We start from the raw sequence: 20965 nt of genomic DNA, 5'->3' as shown, positions 1-20965 counted from the left end.
AATTTCGTCCTACTCTCCTTGTTGACTACTTGAAGCTTCTGTATCGTTACTACTGCTACTACTCGTTGTACTTTCAGAACTTTCGCTTGTTAGTGACTCTGAAGTACCACTCGTACTTGCACTACTGTTATTACTGCTACTGTTTATCTGAGACACTGTAGCCGTCACAGTATCAGTGTCGTAACGTACAATACCATCAATCTGCGGTAATTTAAGTTGAACACTGCCTTTATCTTTAATATCTGCCACATCCACCGTGACATTAATGCTATTCATAGCATTAAGTATATCAGATGAGCCGTATACCGTCACATTTTTCGGATCAAAAGTCACTTGATAGTTTTTACTGTCGCCATTTTTTATACTAGCAGCCAAGGCAACTTTTTTCGAATCTTCTGGCGAAATTGTTATTGTCGCATCTACATTTTGACGTCCTAAATTAACTTCAACCTCACGACCATTCTTGTCTAATGGTACTAATTTAACTGTTTGCGTTAATGACGACTTAGTGCCACTTGGTAATGACATGTGTGCGGCAATTGTTGCTACTGCATCAACATTTGTTTTAGGACCACTAATTGTGACGCTTTTAGGTGTAGCAGTCGGATCACTAGCTGTGTAACCCTTAGCGACCTCACTTTTATCGTAGCTAACGCTCACAGGTAATGTTGTTGCTGTTTTTTCAGCAATTGTCACACTTACTTTTTGTGGATTAACGGTTGAAGTTAACGATGCATTTACACCTCGTAACGCAACTGTGACAATATGTTTCCCTGGCTTGAGAGAACGCAAATCAGCACTGGCTTGAATGTCATTTCGGCTTTGTGCGGCAGACACCAACGCACCTGATCCTTCAATATCTACTTGAACTGTTGCCGGTGCACCAATTACAACATACTTATCATTATCAAATTGTAGATTAAGCGCTACCTTCAGTGATGCCTTTTTTTCTGGTATTAGCGTTGTAAAATTATTAGGGTTATTAGTCGTTGACGTTGCTGATTTCGTGCTTAATACGTAAGATGAAAGCAAAATTGCGATCACGAATGAAATGGCAATATTGACAATCTTTGACTGAACTATTCGTTTCATTGCACACGCCCTCCTTTATGCCACCAACGATTCTTAGCCACGCCAGTTTCTGGAACAGGTAAAAATTGCCGTTCAAAGAAGTTGAGGTAGCTCTCTTGATCCATATGTCTGAGCAAATCACCATTTTGCGTGATTGAAATTTCACCTGTTTCCTCCGAAACAACGACTGTAATCGCATCACTTGCCTCAGAAATACCAACTGCAGCTCGGTGTCTGGTTCCTAACTCTTTTGGTATTCTTGTACTTTCAGATAATGGTAGATAAGCAGCCGCAACCGCCACGCGACCTTTACTAATAATGACTGCACCATCATGCAGGGGGGTATTAGGTATAAACGTATTGATTAACAATTGGCCTGTAATATTAGCATCTAATTTGATACCTGTTTTAATATACTCATCTAACTGGGCATCTCGCTGGATGGTAATTAGCGCGCCAATACGTCGCTTTGACATATATTGTAAAGCATCATCTAAACTTTTAATCAGTTGATGTTCAAGTGCATTGTCAACACGGGCACGACGTATCGTCAACCGCCTACCAACGGTTTCTAGTCCACGTCTAATTTCTTGCTGGAAAATCACTACCAGCGCGATAGGCGCCCAAGTAATTAATTGGTCCATTAACCACGAGAGTGTAATCAGCCCAAGGTACCAACTAACAACTTTAACTAAAATAATTGTGCCAACACCAAGTAAAATTTGTAAGGCCCGTGTGCCTTCTACGAATTGAATAATTTTATACAGCAAAAACCAAATAATGATAATATCCACTGCATGCATTAAATTGTTAGTCGTTAGATACGATAACATAGTTTCCCCTTTGTCTCATTTGATAACAGTTGTTGTGTATAAGTGTATAGCAAAAGGCTATGTGACACTCACGATTCATCTTTTCCAGCTAATGCAGCTGTTTCAGAAAAATTAATAAACTGCCTAATATTAATGCCTGCTTGTCGCGTAATTAATTTTTGCTCATATAAATTTTGAACCGTCTCACGTTGTGCGTTTAACGCTTTCAATTCTAAATCCATTCTTAACTTATCGTCCAGTTCACGCTGTTCAGGTGTATCTGGATGCTTTTCATTTTCAATACGATAACGATAGGTCACGATTAGATTATAGGCATTTTGACGCTCGACACGGTGGGTAATGGTGTCGCCATTATACTTTTCCATATGAGCAGACAAAGCACTAATTGCTGCCTTTGATGTTTCTCGAACAGATAGTGATGTTTCAGCTCTAATCTTTTCACTGGTTTCATCAGAAAACCAAATCCGAATACTTCTAAAAAAGCGATGCATAAGTATCGTAAACCATTGTGTCGAAAATTGATAATGCACATCTTCTTTGATTAAATTTTCAAGTCGTTCTAATCGACGTGACTGTGACGAAAATGTAAGCGGTGAAATTTTTTCTTTAACCAATAACTGTTGCAGACGTTCCCGCTGTGCCGCCAAACCAATTAATTGTAATTCTGAATCATCAGCACGTGTATACCCTGATGTATCACCAATCAATTGTCTTTTAATGTGTGCAATTGTTCCTTGTTTTCTTGTAATCAACTCATAAATAATTGCACGATTTTCTGTACGTTGTTGTTCTCTTAAAGTTTGAATACCAACCTGAATAGCAAAAATACGCGCCTGCGATTCTGTCATTTTTGGCTTCTTATTATCCGCATCATCTTCTGTTGCATCCAATGTTTGTGGTTGTGTAAAATCATGAGATGATCGTTCTTTAGTCATCACTGGTAACATGATTGTAGCGACGAGCAAGCTCATGATTACAACAATTGCCGCAACAAACACTAACAGTTCGCGTTGTGGAAAAGCAGTGCCATCATTAATAACCGTCGGTACGGTCATCACAGCAGCCATTGTCACGGCACCTCTAACGCCTGTTAATCCAGATGTCACCGCTGTTTTAAATGCTGGCTTAGTTGTTTTATTTTTAAAATATAAGACGACCTGATTGCCATATGCCCAAAATGTTCTAATTGCAAATACAATAAACCAAACAGCAACACCATAAAAAATGGCGTATCCTGTATTCATTTGTGAGTTCTGGGCAACAGCAACCAATGCTGGTGGTAATTCAATGCCTAATAACACAAAAATAGTACCATTGAGTAGATAAACAAATATTTCCCATGTTCGAATTGAAGTAACTGATATTTCTGGACTACGTGCATCGATATGTTGATCATTGAGTATTTTTGTTAAAATAGCCCCCGCGACTACGGCAATAACACCCGAAGCATGAAATACATCTTCTGCAACCCAATAAATTAAGAATGGCGCTAACAAAGTTACCACTGTATGAAAGACAACATCGTTTAGACCAAAACGGTCAAACAGGTCGCGTAACCAATTAACGATGCTTCCAACCACCAAACCAACCATTAGACCAATGAGTGTCATCCAAAAAAAGTTACCAATCGCATGTCCTAATAAAAAAGTCCCCGCAACAGTTGCTTTGATCGCAGTATTGAAACTTACCAAGCCACTGGCGTCGTTGATTAAGCTCTCTCCAGAAACAATGTGTAACACATTTGTGGGTAACTTAACACGTCTAGCAATGGCTTGAACCGCAACAGGATCAGTTGGTGAAACAACAGCTGCTAATGCTATCGCCACTGATTTAGGAAGCTGCGGCATCAATATATGTATGAAAAAACCACCAACTAGTGTTGTCAACAATACTAGGATAATGGCATTACCTAGAATAGGGCCTCGTAATTCCCACAATTCGTGTTTTGGAAACCGCCAAGCATCGTTATAAAGTAATGGGGCCACAAATAGCAACATAAACCAATGTGAATCAATTTCAATAAAGACGCCAAACGCTAGTGATAATATTAACCCGATGGCAATTTGGAACAAACTCACTGGTACATCAGGCACAAAGTGGGACAACACATTTGATATTGTGACAGATACGATTAAGATAACGATTAATTCTAATACAAACATATATTATCGTTCCCCCATAATACGTACTTCCGTTTCTAATGTCACACCAAATTTGGTTTTAACGGTTTTTTGTACAAAATGAATCAAATCTTCATAATCATTTCCTGTGCCGTTACCAATATTGACCATAAATCCAGCATGTTTTTTGGAAACTTCAACACCACCAATACGTACGCCCTGTAATTCGGAATCCATAATGAGTTTGCCAGCAAAGAAGCCCTCCGGTCGTTTAAATACTGAGCCGTTTGAAGGATAGTTTAATGGTTGCTTGTTAGCACGTTTAAAATTATTGTCATCCATACGCGATTGTATATTCTGTTTATTATCTGGCAACAACGCAAAAGTTGCACTAACGATTACCCCACCATTAGTTTGAAAAACAGATTGGCGGTAGTCAAAATCCAATTTTTCTGCAGGAAAACGCTTTAATTCACCATTTGGCATGATCGCCGTTGCTGAAACCGTGACCATAGAAGCCTGACCGCCATAGGCGCCAGCGTTCATAAAAATTGCACCACCAACAGATCCAGGAATACCTGCAGCCCATTCGAGTCCAGTTAAGTTATTTTCCATCGCGGTTTCAGCAACTAAAATTAAGTCAGCACCAGCATCAGCTGTTATCGTATTTTGGTCAACATGAATATCACGCAACTCATGTAATAAAATTGACAACCCTTTAAGGCCACCATTACGAACAACCAAATTAGATAAACGCCCAAAAATATGAATTTCATGCCCATTTGTTTTGGCCCAATTCAATAATTTTTGTAATGCTAATAATGTCTTTGGTATGGCTAAGTATTCTACCGTACCACCCACTTGTGTGTGTGCATAAGGTGCTAAAGCTGTCTGTTCAAATATCGTTATATCATCTAATTTCATCATTATGCTCCGAGTCTATATCTACTATTCTACCAAACTTTTAGCTAGACCACTTGAATTGCACAAAAAAAGCTTGATTTTTTAACATCAAGCCAATAAAAAACTAATTAAACCATAAGCTGATTTCACGTTGTGCAGATACAATACTATCTGACCCATGAACGACATTCATCATGGCTTCTTGAGGCCATTCACGTCCCAAATCACCACGAATTGTACCGGGAGCTGCTTTTGTGGGATTCGTTTCGCCCATCAACGTACGCCATCCTGCTACAATATTGGTGCCTTCGCCAATCATCACAACAACAGGTCCTGAAGTCATATAATCGACCAGTGCCGGGTAGTAGGGTTTATCAACATGTTCAGCATAATGCAAGTCTAACAATGCTCTCGTTGGCGTGACCATTTTCATATTTATAATTTGGTACCCTTTATTTTCAATACGTTGTATAATTTCGCCTACTTTAGCGCGTTGTACGCCATCTGGCTTAATTAACATTAATGTCTTTTCGGTCATATTGTCCTCCAATAAAGTCACTTAACACCTTCATTATACATGATTACAAAAATACGAACTCAACTTATTTTCGAGTAGCTTTTTTAACATCAGCCGGCCGATATTCCACGGCCATCCCCTTTAATATATTTCGCAAATAACGATCACCTGCTGGTTTATAATTACGATGATCTGGTCGGCGCAACACAGCACTCAACTCGTTGTTTGAAATGGTGACACCTGCCGATTTTAGAAAGCTCATATAATCATCACTGGTGTAAGACATCGCAATTTTGAGCTTTTTCATGACAACATTGTTAATATCTGCTTCCTTATGCATATCAAATGTTGGTGGTACGGGTTTCAAATCAGCACCAAATTTTTGACCACGCTGAGAAATAATTAAACCGTTCATAAATGATTCAAGTTGGTGCATATCAACTTTTTCATCACGAGGACTCTCATCATTTTGTTTGGTTAACAAGGTATGCAGTTGTGCCTCATCAATGGACACCCCACCTAATTTAAAAATTTTAAGCATATCCTCATTCTGAATATTTAACGCATACCTTAAGCGAATAATAATATCATTGTTGTTCATCTATTGATCTCCTGTGTACAAATCAGCATTTCTAACGCTGCTTTTAATAAGGGTGATTATCGTACGTCTCCCATTTTTCATGTGAATCTTGAATACGTTTAAACATTTTTTCCATCTCTGTTAGTGTCAATTGAGTTAATACTGGTCGGCCATGTGGACAGTTATACGGATTTTTAGCTAGTGACAGACTTTGTAGTAGGGCTTTTGCTTGACTATCAGATAAATGCATATTTGCTTTTATCGCACGTTTGCAACTCATCATAATGGCTGCTCGTTCTCTAAATTTCGCAACCGTTAACGAACCATCACGTAATATCCAGTCAATCATTTCACGAATAGTCTCTTCTTCTTGACCAGTTTCAAACCACGTTGGATGTTCACGAATAATGACTGTTGTTGGTCCAAATTGCGTTACCGCTAACCCTACATCAACTAACTCTTGTTCATGATCTGCAATTTTTAGCATGTCAGAAGCAGTGTAATTAATTGTAATTGGTACTAAAAGTCGTTGTTTATCAGCACTAACTTCACCTATTTTTTGACGATAGTATTCATAATTAATGCGCTCTTGAGCAGCATGTTGGTCGATTAAAAACAGACTATCTGCACTTTGAGCAAATAAAAATGTGCCATGCATTTGCCCAATATATGATAACTCCGGAAAGCCACTTGGCTTGTCTGGGATGACATCCAACGTTTCTTGCTGGGCTACAACGTCGTCATAAACAGACGACTGATATGTCGTCACCGGCTCTGTCACTTGTGCCATATCTTGTTCAAGGTCATTAAACACTGGCAAAGTAGCCTCATTGGTGTATTTGTTAAAAAAATCTTGTACAGTATTTTGTGACAGTTGGGTACGTTTTGTGATACTAATGCCCGCAATATCTGACCCTGTATTTGTCGTTACATTTGGCCGTGCTTGCCCTACTTCTGACACATTTTTTTGTACCCAAGGCGCAGTTTGTGTTGGGCGCGTGGTTTGAGATACCTGCTTTTTCCCGTATAAATTTTCGTAAGCGTCTGGAATTAAATTTTCCTCAGCTAATCGTTCTTGAATCGTTTTAACGATCAACGCAGAAAGTTCTGTTTCTTTGGATAGACGTATTTCTGATTTTTGTGGATGCACATTAACATCAATCAAAAGTGGGTCCGTATTAATATTAACCACACCCATTGGAAAACGCCCAACCATCAATTTTGACCCGTAGCCATGAATCACTGCATTAGAAACCGTAAAATTTTTAATAAAACGGCCATTAACTAAAATGGTTAAATATTCACGTGATCCTCGTGTTAATTCTGGTAGTGAAACATATCCCGTGATATTAAAATCATCATCTTCGCCCGCAATGGATAACATTTTTTGTGCCGATTCACGACCATAAATTGCAGCAATAACTTGTTGTTGATTACCATTACCAGTTGTTTTGAGCAATACACGACCATCTGCAGTAATTGTAAAAGCAATATTAGTGTAGGATAAAGCTAGTCTATTCATAATATCTGCAATTTTAGATAATTCAGTTTGCGGTCGTTTGAGATATTTGAGACGTGCGGGCGTATTATAAAACAAATCACGAACAGATACGACAGTGCCAAAACGACCATTTGCAGGTGTCGCACTGACTTGTTTACCGCCCTTTATGTGATACATTAGTCCTTCCGGTGCATCATGCGTCGTTGTATTTAATGTCACATCAGCAATGGCTGCAATTGAAGGCAAGGCTTCACCTCGAAAACCAAGCGACATGATGTTAAATAAATCATGTCGATCGACAATTTTACTGGTCGCATGGCGTGTAAATGCTAGTGGCACATCTTCAGGATCAATACCAGCGCCATTATCAACAACACGAATTAACGCTTCACCAGCATCTTCAACAACCACTTCAATTTGGGTTGCACCTGAATCAATCGCGTTTTCAACCAGTTCTTTCACCACACTAGCCGGTCTTTCGATCACTTCACCTGCAGCAATTTGGTTAGCTAATAAATTTGAGAGTTCATGTATTTTTCCCATATTGTCCGCGCATTCAAGCGCTTGCCTCCTAATTTCTCAGCTTTTTTAGCGTATTCAAAGCATTCATGGCATCTACTGGTGTCATCGTTAAAATATCAAAGTTGTCTAACGTATCAAGCAATGTTTTGATCTCTGGATTGATCGTATCGACATTAAATAACGCGACTTGTTCAGACAATTGATCCCTTGTTTGTTCTAACTGTCTTTCTTCTGGTTGATCATGTGTCACAATACTTGATTTTTGTGCTTCCAGTTCAGTCAAAATGACTTTAGCCTGCGTAATTAACGTCTCAGGTAACCCAGCTAATGCCGCAACATGAATACCATAAGATTTGTCCGCTGGCCCTTTCTTAATTTGGTGTAAGAAATGCAATTGCCCTGACTCGTCCTCAACAGCACCAACATGAACATTCTCAATACTATCATGTTGATCTGCCAGAACTGTTAATTCATGATAGTGCGTTGAAAATAATGTTTTAGCATGCACATGAGCATCTAAAAATTCAATGATTGCCTGTGCCAACGCCATACCATCATAAGTTGCCGTTCCTCGACCTAATTCATCAAATAAAATGAGTGAATGTGCAGTAGCCTCTTGTAATGCGTGATTGGCTTCCGCCATTTCAACCATAAACGTCGATTGGCCCATCGCCATATCATCATTAGCACCAATACGTGTAAATATTTGATCAAAAATAGGCAACTCTGCTGCATCTGCAGGTACAAAACTACCCATTTGAGCAAGAATGACAATTAACGCTAACTCGCGCATATAAGTTGATTTTCCGGCCATATTTGGTCCAGTAATTAACTGCATCGTGGTATTTTCGTCAAGCAACACATCGTTGGCAACAAATTCACCCGCTTCCAATAATGATTCCACCACAGGGTGACGACCTTGTTTAACACAAACACGATTATGTGTGGTAAACTCTGGGCGAACAAAACGGTGATTATCGGCAACATCAGCCAACGTTGATAAAACATCTAACCGCGCAATCTGTTGTGCTAAGTTTTGCACACGACTGATGTTTGCTTTGACACGCTCGCGTACCGTCACAAACAGTTCATATTCACGTTGCGTACGTTTAGCTTGCGCTTCAATAATCAATCGCTCATGCGCTTTTAGTTCCGGTGTCACAAAACGCTCAGCATTAGTCAAAGTCTGACGTCGTTCATAACGATTTTCTTCTAGCTTACTAATATTTGCCTTGGTGACTTCAATAAAGTAACCAAAGTTTTTATTATAACCTACTTTGAGGGAATGAATTCCAGTAGCCGCACGTTCATCTGTTTCTAATTGTGCCAACCAAGTTTGATTATCTTGTAAAACGCGACGATAATTGTCAATTTTGTCGTCAAAACCGTCGTTGATAATATCCCCTTCACGCACACTAATTGGCGGATCATCAACGATTGCTTCTTCAATTAACCCAGCTACATCTACCATGTCATCTAGTGTGTCACTAGCATTTTTTAGAATACTTGTTGTTTGCGCTAAAGCAGCTTTGATACTTGGAATAGCTAATAATGACCGTTTTAATTGCACTAATTCACGAGCATTCATTGTTCCCATCGCTGCCCGTGCAGCTAATCTCTCTAAATCATAGACTGATTTTAGCTGGTCCTGCAACGCACCACGGGTAAAGAAATCATCTCGAAAAGCATCAACTAAGTCTAACCGGTCCTCAATGTCATTTTGATCACGCAATGGTTTTAACACCCACTGTTTGAGCAATCGACTGCCCATAGCAGTATGCGTGCCATCTATCAAACCAAGCAATGATCCCGCTCTTTTTTTCGTCCTATTGTTTTCAACTAAATCTAAATTGGTGCGCGTGTCTTGATTGAATTTCAAATAAGCTAAACGTTCATAGCTAATAGCCGGAACGATATGATCAAGGTTGCGTCGCTGTGTGTCAAAAATATAATTTAACAGCATAGCCGTCGCTTTTGTTTCGTCTATCTTCAATAATGGTTGCGTTAAAAAACTGACTGTTGCATTGGGTTCAATAGCCAATTGAGTTGAAATGACTAGACCACGCTCACCTAACTGAGTGGCTAATTGTTGTTGTGTTGTCAAATCATCGTTTTGACGCAAAACGACTTCCTTCACTTCTAATGAACTCAATTCATCTAAAATATCCGTTAATCGACGAATCGTTGTCGCTTTTAGTTCACCTGTTGACAAATCAATATATGCCAAAGCCCAACTGTCACTATTTGGTAAAATAGCTGCTAAATAGTTGTTTTGCTTATCTGATCCCGCCCCATCATACATTTTTGTACCCGGTGTAATAAGCTGCACAACATCACGCTTAACCATGCCCTTTGCGACAGCTGGATCCTCCATTTGCTCCACAATGGCTACTTTGTACCCTTGATCAACTAAGATGTCAATATAATTTTTTGCAGCATGATGCGGAATACCTGCCATAGGTACTGGATTTTCAGAATTTTTATTACGTGCGGTCAATGTTAGTTCGAGTAGCTTGGCTCCTAGAACAGCATCTTCTTCGAAAAGCTCATAAAAATCGCCTAAGCGATAAAAAACAAAGGCATCTGGGTATTGCGATTTAATTTCATGATACTGCACCATCATGGGTGTATCAACAGGCTTGACCATCTAAAACTTCCTCATTTATATAATTTATCTTTGTCTCACTTTAGTCAAAATGACGATAATGTGCCATTGTACGTGACAAGTAATCAACTAAAGCATGATTATCTGCTTGTTGATCCCAATCTTTCTGACTGACTAGTGTAATGGCTTCTTGTTGTGCAATTTCCATCATCGTCAAGTCTTTGATGGGATCACCCACAACAAACTCTGGTACACCAGATTGCTTGGTGCCTAGAATATCCCCAGAACCGCGTAATTCAAGATCACGTTGTGCTAGTATGAAACCATTAGTTGTTTCAACCATGGCATCTAAACGTGCAGTCCCATAATCCGTTTTCGGGTCAGCAACTAAAATCGTATAAGATTGGCGATGTCCACGGCCAACGCGACCACGTAGTTGGTGCAATTGTGCCAAACCAAAACGGTCTGCATCTAAAATTAGCATCACAGTCGCATTTGGCACATCGACACCGACTTCAATGACAGTTGTTGCAACTAATATTTGAATGTGATTCGCTTTGAAGTCTGCCATCAATGCTTTTTTTTCATCATTTGATAACCGCCCATGCAATAATCCAACCGTGTATTGCGGAAATTCTAATTGCATGGCTTCATACATTGCCGTGGCATTTTGGACATCAAGTGACTCTGATTCTTCAATCAGCGGTGTGACAACATATGCCTGTGCACCCGCATCAATCTGCTTCTTGACAAATGCAATGGCATGATCCAATTGATTATGACTCATGCGTGTCGTCTGAATAGCTTTACGACCAATTGGTAATTGATCAATCACTGAAACATCCATTTCGCCATACGCGGTAATTGACAATGTGCGTGGAATTGGTGTAGCAGTCATCGCTAAAATGTCCGGGTTCACACCATTTTCGCGCAGTGCCGCACGCTGTTTCACACCAAACCGATGCTGTTCATCAATAACAGCTAATCCAAGGTGATGAAACGCCACGTCTGGCTGTAGTAGCGCGTGCGTACCAACTAAAATGTCAATCTCGCCGCTTTCTAAATCTTCCAATAATTGTCGTCGAGCCGCAACTTTAAGTCCACTCGTCAATAACTCAACACGTAGAGATACACCAGCATTTTCAAATAGTTGAGCTAAATTTAACGCATGTTGCTGGGCTAAAATTTCGGTTGGTGCCATAATGGCAGCCTGCATCCCCGCTGTAACAACGGCATACATTGCCATGGCCGCAACTACAGTTTTACCAGATCCGACATCACCCTGCAATAAGCGATTCATGTGGCGTGGCCTTTTTTGATCTTGCAAAATTTCTGAAATGACTTTTTGTTGTGCAGGTGTTAAATCAAACGGTAATTCTGCTTCAAACTTTTCAAGCGCTAGGGTATCGTAATTGATGCCTTCCCCAGCAAAATTTTGATCAGCAAGTTTGAGTAATTGTAACCGCATTTGAAAAACAAAAAACTCTTCAAAAGCAGCACTTCGACGCGCAGCCTTTGCAGCCAGCATATCCACTGGAAAGTGCATCGCTTCAATTTGACTGTTACGGTCCAGCAACCGATATTTCTCCCGAATAGTAGTTGGCACTAATGAGTCAAGTGTCCCACGTACATCAGCCCAAGCGAGCTCAATCAAGTGACGAATTGTTTTGGCAGTAACTTGCTTCGAGGCCGGGTAAATGGGATCCAGTGCATCCGTGCTTGCATTAATCATCTTCATACCGGTTAGTGCAGCTTTTGCAGCATTATACGTCCCATAAACGGCAATCTCTTGACCGACATCAATGTTTTGCGCTATCCAAGGTTGGTTAAAAAAAGTGACACGTATATTTTCATGTTCAATTAATAAACCAAACCGTGTTTGATTTTTTTTACCAAATCGTGTTACAACTGCTGGCGCGCTCACAATTCCCTTAAACGTTACTTTTTCACCATCTAATGTTTCAGAAGGTAAACGTTCACCTAAATCTTCATATCGAAACGGAAAATAACTGATCAAATCTTCAATTGTAAATATACCGAGTTCGTGCAAAGCATTAAGCCGTTTTGGCCCAACACCTGGTAGAACATCGACATTATCAACGCGTGTTATCATGTTATTATTGTAACATTTTGGGCAAAAAAAGGCGCCCGTTAGACCGCTATAAAAAAATCAAAAGACATCATTTAAAATAACACACACCTAAATAGCACAATCTAATTTTCTGCTATTCACTATAAAAAATTATCTTTTGATCCACAATTTAGCATCTTTAAAATAGTAATTTACACGTGTTGACTTAGTTGGATAAAAAATCATCTCTTTAGATTTTAATTTCTTAACGCCAGCAACGACACCATTATTATTTTTCAATGCCAATTCTTTAATATAATAACAACCACCAGGAAGATTTTCAAATAAAACCAAACCATCACGATCAGCATAACGAATCATATTTTGATTATCTCTTTGTATTGGCACTTTTTTGTTTTTTGAAAACAATTGGAAAGGCACAGATGGTAATGGTATATCATTTAAATCTACACGGTAAAATGCTAAGTTATATGTTTTTTTAGCTAATCTCCAATTTACAAATTTTTTATATAATAATATAACTTGACCAACTAAAAATAGCATTACAAAAAGAATAATCAATGCTTGCTGGATATTATGCCACTTATCCGAAGTTTGTATACTTGATGACATATCTTTCGGATAAGGGATGCGTTTTCCAGTAAGTAATAATCTATGTGAATTAATCATATAAGGTGTACATGTCAATAAAGTAACCAAATCTTGGCTCTGTTCAATTTTCAATCCTTGATAATTTTCTGGTTTAATAACTTCTATTTTAAAAATTTTATACGCTAACTTTTTGTCAAATACTTGCAATACAAAAACATCATTTTTTTTCACTTGATTCAAATTTGTAAATAACACACGTGATGCTAATCCTCGATGACCTGAAATAACACTATGTGTACCCTTCCCGCCAATTGGAAAAGACGTGCCCTGCAAAACTGTTGCGCCGTAGTTCAAGGTCTCTTCATTTGTAGTGTCAAATAAGGGGATATGTAAATTTATTTTGGGAATAGAAATAGTCCCTATTAAATGTCGTTTTAATATAACATGTTCTTTGTAGTTAGATCCGGAAAAAGGATCATTACCAGGCTGTAAGCCATCTTTACTAAGTTTTTCATTCTTTTTCCTCATATCTAACTCTTTTTGCTTGATAGTATGACTGGTCTGTTTTTGTATGGTATTGATTCGCTGCTGATCTATAAAATGATTCAATGCCCCGACATAGAACGGATACAATGCTACTAAAAATCCGATTAAAAAAATGATGTTTAAAAATATATTTTGTTTATTCTTATTTTTCATTTATTAAATTTCTTTCTGATTGAATCTGATAATCGCTTTCAACTGCTTTTTTGATATAAAAATGACTATCTTTTAAATGTTTAACCCTAATGTTAAAAGTCTTAATACTCATATTTGGATTCGTAGATACGACTTTATAACGCCCACCATTAATTTTACCAAATGAAACATATCCTAACGAATCACTTGTCTCCTCATATAATTTATTGACTATTTTTTTACCAGAGTAATCTACCAAGATAAAATGACATCCAGATACAGGTTGATTATTATGATAAACAAAAAAGTCTAGTTGATACACTCTTTTATGAGATAATAATGCAATAACTTCACGCCTAACAAAATAAAAAACTATAACCCCAAAGAACATAATAAGGGCAATTAAATAAAATAAATATTGACTTTGCTGTGATATTGTCTTTTTTTCCTGATCATCAAATGTTTTTTTGTCCAAAGCAACTCTTTTTCCAGTAACCAGTAATCGATGTGTGTTTACCATGTAGGGTGTACATGTAACCAATGTCGCTAAATCTTGGTTTTCTTGTATAGTGACATCACTAAGATCCGTTGGTAAAACCACTTTAATACGAATAATTTGATAAGCCAAACGTTTCCCATATATTTTCAAAAAGAATTTATCACCTTTTTTTAGTTTATCTAGATGAGTAAACAATTCTTGGTTCGGTAAACCATTATGTCCCATAAGAACTGTATGTGTATTATTTCCTCCGACAGGATAAGAGCTACCAGGTAATTGCGTAATTCCTTTATATAAAAGACTATCAGTAGTTGTATCAAATATTGGTAAGCTTAAGGATAATTTAGGGATAAATATGCCCCCTAATGAATGTTGTCGATAATAATCTTTGTCTTCCTTTGGAACATTCTTCAAAGTTTCTCCTAAAAGATTTTTAACAGGCGATATGCCTAATTGTTGATTTTCTTTAGTTCTTTGCTTGTTTTTTTCGATTAATGTTCTTAATCTTTTTTCACTCGCTTTTTGATTGTTTTGATTCAATTGATTAACAACATTTAATTCTCTTTGTGCAACATAATTATTCACACCATTTGCAATAAACGGATACATAAAAACTAAAAAACCAATAAAAAACATTAAGGCAATGAACAATTTTAAAAAAATATTAACGTCGTTTTTTTGTTCTGTCATAAGTTCAAATATCCTTTAAAATTACTAATCAAATATCAATAAAGTTACCATTCCAAAAAAATATGAATGGCGAAACACATAAATGATTTAATCTTATAAAAAAAGCGCCACCCTTATCCTGAGTTTGCACTTTAGTTTACAAATATAATTAAATATTTTGGTTCTTTTTATTACGTCTATTCCAAACAAAGGCACCACCCATCAAAAGCATACCAACAATTAAGAATAAATAAATACCCGATCCACCAGTTGATGGTAAGATACCTTTTTTAATGTTTGTAACAGTGATTGTTTGATTGTCAGCATAGCTTCCTTTAGTAACTGTAAACTTAACAGGATCTGTCAAAAGTGCATAACCAGATGGAGATTTTGTCTCAACAAGTGCATAACTTTGACCATCAGTCAACTTGGTTGAATATTCAAGACCTTTTAATTCAACTAATCCTTGATCATTTGATGTATATGTTGTCGCTGAGTTATTATTTGATGACCATGTGTATGAACCATCAGCTGCTTGTTTGGCATAGGCAACTTTGTCACCATTTGCATTTAACGTAACCAACTGGAACTCTGCACCAGCAAGCTTTGCAGCACTTTGCTTGTCTTGCTTAACAAATTTTACACCTCCAGTATATATTTCTGGCCCTTCCGCTGGTGTTGATGTGACATCTGAACCATTACCAATATTTAGTGTTGCGGTGTTATTATGCTCCTTATCAGGAATAGCAGCACTTGTTAGTGTAGCATCATACGTAATTGTTAACTTTTTTCCAGCAGCAGCTTTCACACCTGCTGAAGTTGGTGTAAAGGTTATTTTGAAACCTTTACCATCCTTATCGGTTGCATCAGTTGCTGAAACTGTATAGTCAGTTCCTTCAGTTAATCCTGCAATCTTTACTGTAGTAGCATCATCATCAATACCTAAATTAGGCGTATCAACTACATTAAATGTATCTTTATCCGCAATGTTCCATGGTACTGCTATTTGTAGTTGATAACCAAATTTTTGACCATAAGTGGCATTATAAACCTTTGATCCATCAGGCAATGTCACAATCAAATCTTTTTTACTTTCATCACTTAAATCTTTTGTAATAGCATCAGTTTGTTCGTTCTTGGGATAAACGTGAACATCAGAATTAATTTCTGAGTCTGACCCTGACTTATAAACAGGTAGTGCTAGCACAATTGGCGCTGCTTTTTGTGTGATCGTTGTTGGTGAATTTGTTTCAACAAATAAGTAAACTTTATCTTTGTCGCCGTCCTTAGACTTCAGATTTGAAAAAGTTACTGTGCCATCAGCTCCTGCCGTTACCCCTTCCGCAATTTTTGAGGCGTAACTTGGCGCAGCATCAGTCGCATCCGATTGAACCTCTTGGGATGCTTTTTCGGCAGTAGCGCCATTAGAACGTAAGTTCAAATAATGGTCAGTGACATCATAAGCTGTAAAAGTAACACCTGCTAATGGCGTGCCACCAAAGTTGTTGTCTACTTCACCTGTATTGGTCTTACTATCAGGCACTTGTCCTTCATCAAAGACCCTCTTATGTAATGTAACATTAACACTGTCTGTTGTGTCCGCAGATACATTAGTAACACCAAACATAGCTGTTACTAAAAGAGGAAGTACGAGTAAAATCGCATTAGCCATTTGTGCCCATGATTTACTTTTCATTTTTAAAACTCCTTTTTAATTGTAATCTCTTCTTATAAATTTTTATCAATATTACTAATAAAATAATCAGCAAGCCGACTAAAGAAATGGTACCAATTGCTATTCCTGTTTCTGGTAAGAATGGCAAGCTAAATGGTGGTTGCTTAGTCGGTTGCTTTTTTTGGTAATTTAAAACCCTCAAACTGGCATTTTGAGACACGTCATTAGGTATCACACCCGCAGCTACTTTAGACAATGGCTCGCCATTAACAGTAATTGGCGGTACATTAGCTAAGCTAGTGACTGCTGGAATGTTAACACTAATGTGTTGTGCCTGAGAAGATATGTCAAAGTTCTTTAATGTTTGAACCTCTTGAAAATAATATTGACCCGCGGGTAGCTTACTATTATTCAAAGCAACTAAACCGGTATCATCAGATACGATTTTCTTTATTTCTTTCTCATGTAGTGGGTCATCAGTGGTTTTCCAACTATTGTCATCAGTCAGGTATTTTTTTTGATTATCAACCGTTTTATACAACACAAATTTGACACCTGTTAATGGTAATTCTTTATGATCAAGGGTTTTTCCATATTTAAAAAAATATGGTATACGTGTCACAATAGCAGATTTGGTCTCAACTTCAAGCTTGTTTTTATCCATTTCTTGATTGCTTAGCGAAAATGCAACTGGATCACTAACTTGCTCATAGGACAAACCATCACTTTCAAGTTGGCTACTTTTTTGTTGCACAATAAGATAAGCTTTTCCATATTTTTTTGAAACATGAAATGTTGCTTGTCCATTGGCATCAGTAGTTTTAGTATCTATCAAACAAATATGACTGTCTTGAATATAATTTTGAATACCCTGGTTTTGAGATTTCAAATTTTCAAAATAATTTTCATCATTTTCATGCTTCTGGTAATCAGCCGTCAAATCATACAATTGAAATGTTACGTTACTGCCAGGAGTATAGGATACTGGATTTGATTCATACACACTCAACTGATGATGCAATTCTATCGTAAATTGGTTATCAGTATCGGCTAAAACCTTTAAATTGTCTTGTTGCAAGCTAAGCAGCCCAAATGAAATACAGGTAATGATAAACACAATCATTTTTTTAATCATGATCGGTTACCCCGCTTTATTCGGAAAATATAATAACCGCTAGCACCCAAGGCAATTAATATAAAGGCACCAGCTATCAACATGTAGCGCACAATACCAGTGCCACCTGTAGATGGAAAAACAGTTTTATTTGAATTGTTGACCGTTAGGCTAATCTGATTGTTACCTGCATCATTTTGTAAAGTTGATTTCCAATCGCCATTATTGTTAGTTACCTTAACACTGCCATCATCAGAAATTATTATTGTGACATCTTTACTAGCAATGTATCCATCAGGAGCTTTTGATTCTTTCAAAGTATATGTTCCTGATGAAAGATTTTCAAAAGTGAAAGTCGACGTTGGATCGGTTTCTTTGTAAACTGATGTTTTGCCATCAGAGTCAGTTAATGTGAATTTAGCACCTTTAAGCGCATTTCCAGTTGTTTTGTCAACTTTATTAACTGTCAGATTAAACTTCTTGAAAGTATCATTTTTTACAAATCTAACAACATTATTCTTATCAGTATTGTTTGATTTGTCAGTAGCAATAGAAAAACCATCTTTATAGCCGTTGCCATCCGTGGTTGGTGATTTCACATTAATACCTTGACCGCTACTTGACCATTTTCCATCTTGCGATAGTGTTATTGGATAAACCGTAGAATCAAGTTGATACCCAGATGGACTCTTAGTTTCTTGAATGGTGTAATCCCCTGGTGTCAGTTGCTGTAACTGATTATCTTTTAATGTATAGGACTGCTTGCCATCCGTTGATTTAACAATAAATTCAGCACCAGTGAGTTTATTTTTCGAGTTACTTGCATACTTATCAATAATCAAACCATATTGTGTATTTGTTATCGTTGACTCATTTATTTTGTTAGTAATGCTTGAAACGTAACCATCCGTACTTTCGTTTAGCACCTGATAATTGAACGTTCCACCTTTGTTATCATAAGCTGGTAACGAAACCGATTGATTATTTCTATTCAACTGTTTGAAAGTTTTAGACCAATTATCCGATTTACTCAAAGTACCAGTTGCCCGCCAATCGTTTGATTGGTTGTTCGTAGTTCGCGTTACTTCAAAATTAATACTATCTGGTCGCTTCGATGAATCAGTCAACTCTTGCCATTGTTTGATAACCTTTAGCTCCGTTCCAGGTGCTTTCGCAGAAGGAACACCAAATTCTACAGCGTTACTATCCTTTGTCGGTGTAAATGTTGTTTTGCCATTCATCTGATACCAGTAATCCGGTTTAAAATTATCTGATTCAGTATTTAAATGCACCTGATAATGTATTTGAATTTCTTGATCTTTCCCCAGATTAATATTACTTACAGAGATACTTCCGTTTGATTTGGTAACTGTTGGTAAATTCTGAACAACACTACTTCCTACACTCTTAACCGTCGGCGTGTCATCTCCATAAATAAATTGAGAACCTAACGGATCTGAAATACTTCCTTGGTTGACCGTGTTGAATTGACTCAGAACATCTTTTGCTTGGTTTTTCAAATACGTTTCCACATCAGATGCACTGTTAGCATCTTGATAAAGACCAGGAGAGGCCAATAGCTTCATCCGATCACGTACTTGGCTATCAGTTAAGTATGTATAGCTATTATTATTTGTATAACCTACATCTTTGGATAACTGAATGCCCAATGCATGTAATTCGGTACTCTGGCTTTTTGCAATTAATGATTCACCTAATGTTGCTGGCCAAGTGTCCTTAATAGTTTTCCCAGAAACAGTATACGATGAGGGTGTTCTACTATTTCCACTTGCTTTCCATAACTGAGAAGTAAATCTTGGTTCGTCTCGATTTGTACCGAATGCCGTCCCATAATCTGTTCCATTAATAGTCGTTGCCCCAGTAACCTTGTATGAAAATGTAGGCACTCCATCAGTTAACAAGATCATCATTTTCTTATGATCATTGCTATCACCAGCAAGCATGCTTTGACCGGTACGAATTCCTAATTGTGTGAAAGTTCCACCTTTAAAGTCGTTAGCTAATAAATTATTAATTCTCGTTATATGTGCCTGATTATCAGATGCATCAATATTTTCAGATAACGTTCCTGAACTACTTATATACCCTGGACTTGAAAAGCCAACTACACCGACATTAACATACTTACCAATTCCCGCATCGTTAATAGTCTTTAAGAAGTTTTTAACACCTTGACGAGCCGCACCAACTCGGTCGTTTCCACCGTTTACGGATGAGTTCATTGATCCAGACATGTCAACAACTAACACAATATCGATCGGTTTAATATTCTTAACTTCATTACCTTTGGCATTCAAGTAGACATCATATAACCCTGGTGTTGATGTTTCTTTAGCATACTTCCGAATTTGATAATCCGGATTACTAGTGTCGGTACCAAATTTCAAATATGATTTTGATGTATCAGATGAATCCCCACTCCAACTGCTATTCTTGTCCCAGCCATTACTCGCATCTCCACCTTGATGATTTATTACCGTATTTTGACCTGGAATGGTCCAAGAGTTAGTAGGATATACACCTTTGTTGTCATTCGTATATTGTGGCGTTATATTACTATCAGCAAAGGCAGTCGTAATAGGTACAGTAAATTCAGTGGCAATTAATGATAATATCAAAAAAAATTGAATAATAGAACGAGCAATGACCTTATTTCTAACATTATGACTATTTCTTCCCATTCTTCCCCCTTCTATAAACCACTCATATAATTATCAAAGTGGACAACTTTTTAAGGCATGTTCACGGTATAATTTAAAAAGTATCACAACTTGAAAGATGCGAGCTTTTTTCAATAACAGGATAATTATATCATATAAATAATTTTAAAGTTCATTTACCTTAATTTTCAATTAATTTAAGTCAAAAATATAATCATTAAAGTACATAAAATTAGGGATTACATCTTTCAAGTTGCGAGCTTTTATATTGTATATTTAAATGCAGATAATCCTCAATTTATAATTAAGGAGAC

14 protein-coding genes are annotated in these 20965 nt (G+C 37.4%); all 14 read right to left on the bottom strand.

What is annotated here, in order from left to right:
* Window positions 1-9: 9 nt before the first annotated feature.
* Window positions 10-1092 (bottom strand): CdaR family protein, encoded by a 1083-nt coding sequence (locus tag LKI_RS08555; protein ID WP_013103745.1) that lies wholly within the window; start codon window positions 1090-1092, stop codon window positions 10-12.
* The gene (gene cdaA / locus LKI_RS08550; RefSeq protein ID WP_013103744.1) at window positions 1089-1904 is read right to left on the bottom strand and encodes a diadenylate cyclase CdaA; all 816 of its coding nucleotides are present in this window, start codon (window positions 1902-1904) and stop codon (window positions 1089-1091) included. Before cdaA ends, LKI_RS08555 begins: the two co-directional genes overlap by 4 nt.
* 68 nt (window positions 1905-1972) lie before the next feature.
* Window positions 1973-4066, bottom strand: a complete 2094-nt coding sequence (locus LKI_RS08545) for a Na+/H+ antiporter (RefSeq protein WP_013103743.1) — start codon at window positions 4064-4066, stop codon at window positions 1973-1975.
* A 3-nt stretch (window positions 4067-4069) separates the two neighbouring features.
* Complete coding sequence (gene murB, locus LKI_RS08540; RefSeq protein ID WP_013103742.1) at window positions 4070-4948, bottom strand: UDP-N-acetylmuramate dehydrogenase; 879 nt, start codon at window positions 4946-4948, stop codon at window positions 4070-4072.
* Between the two features lie 103 nt (window positions 4949-5051).
* Complete coding sequence (gene ndk, locus LKI_RS08535) at window positions 5052-5465, bottom strand: nucleoside-diphosphate kinase (protein ID WP_013103741.1); 414 nt, start codon at window positions 5463-5465, stop codon at window positions 5052-5054.
* Between the two features lie 64 nt (window positions 5466-5529).
* A complete protein-coding gene (locus LKI_RS08530) occupies window positions 5530-6045 on the bottom strand; it encodes a YehS family protein (protein WP_013103740.1) in 516 nt (171 codons plus the stop codon).
* A 43-nt stretch (window positions 6046-6088) separates the two neighbouring features.
* Complete coding sequence (gene mutL, locus LKI_RS08525) at window positions 6089-8068, bottom strand: DNA mismatch repair endonuclease MutL (protein ID WP_013103739.1); 1980 nt, start codon at window positions 8066-8068, stop codon at window positions 6089-6091.
* Window positions 8069-8096: 28 nt separating this feature from the next.
* On the bottom strand, window positions 8097-10694 hold the full coding sequence (gene mutS / locus LKI_RS08520; protein WP_013103738.1) for a DNA mismatch repair protein MutS: 2598 nt from the start codon (window positions 10692-10694) through the stop codon (window positions 8097-8099).
* Window positions 10695-10734: 40 nt separating this feature from the next.
* Entirely contained in the window at window positions 10735-12765 is a 2031-nt protein-coding gene (recG, locus tag LKI_RS08515) for an ATP-dependent DNA helicase RecG (RefSeq protein WP_013103737.1), read from the bottom strand.
* A gap of 129 nt (window positions 12766-12894) precedes the next feature.
* Complete coding sequence (locus LKI_RS08510) at window positions 12895-14034, bottom strand: class C sortase (RefSeq protein ID WP_013103736.1); 1140 nt, start codon at window positions 14032-14034, stop codon at window positions 12895-12897.
* Complete coding sequence (locus LKI_RS08505; RefSeq protein WP_013103735.1) at window positions 14024-15202, bottom strand: class C sortase; 1179 nt, start codon at window positions 15200-15202, stop codon at window positions 14024-14026. Before LKI_RS08505 ends, LKI_RS08510 begins: the two co-directional genes overlap by 11 nt.
* A 148-nt stretch (window positions 15203-15350) precedes the next feature.
* Window positions 15351-16877 (bottom strand): SpaH/EbpB family LPXTG-anchored major pilin, encoded by a 1527-nt coding sequence (locus LKI_RS08500; RefSeq protein ID WP_013103734.1) that lies wholly within the window; start codon window positions 16875-16877, stop codon window positions 15351-15353.
* On the bottom strand, window positions 16867-17991 hold the full coding sequence (locus tag LKI_RS08495) for a pilin N-terminal domain-containing protein (RefSeq protein ID WP_013103733.1): 1125 nt from the start codon (window positions 17989-17991) through the stop codon (window positions 16867-16869). Before LKI_RS08495 ends, LKI_RS08500 begins: the two co-directional genes overlap by 11 nt.
* Window positions 17988-20672: a SpaA isopeptide-forming pilin-related protein gene (locus LKI_RS08490; protein ID WP_013103732.1), complete on the bottom strand. Its 2685-nt coding sequence runs from the start codon at window positions 20670-20672 to the stop codon at window positions 17988-17990. The genes LKI_RS08495 and LKI_RS08490 overlap by 4 nt, the downstream gene beginning before the upstream one ends.
* Window positions 20673-20965 lie beyond the last annotated feature (293 nt).

Origin of the sequence: Leuconostoc kimchii IMSNU 11154 (assembly GCF_000092505.1) — a bacterium.
In the GTDB taxonomy this organism is placed as follows: Bacteria; Bacillota; Bacilli; order Lactobacillales; family Lactobacillaceae; genus Leuconostoc; species Leuconostoc kimchii.
Note: the sequence above shows the minus strand (reverse complement) of the source record. Positions and strands in the feature narration are given on the sequence as shown.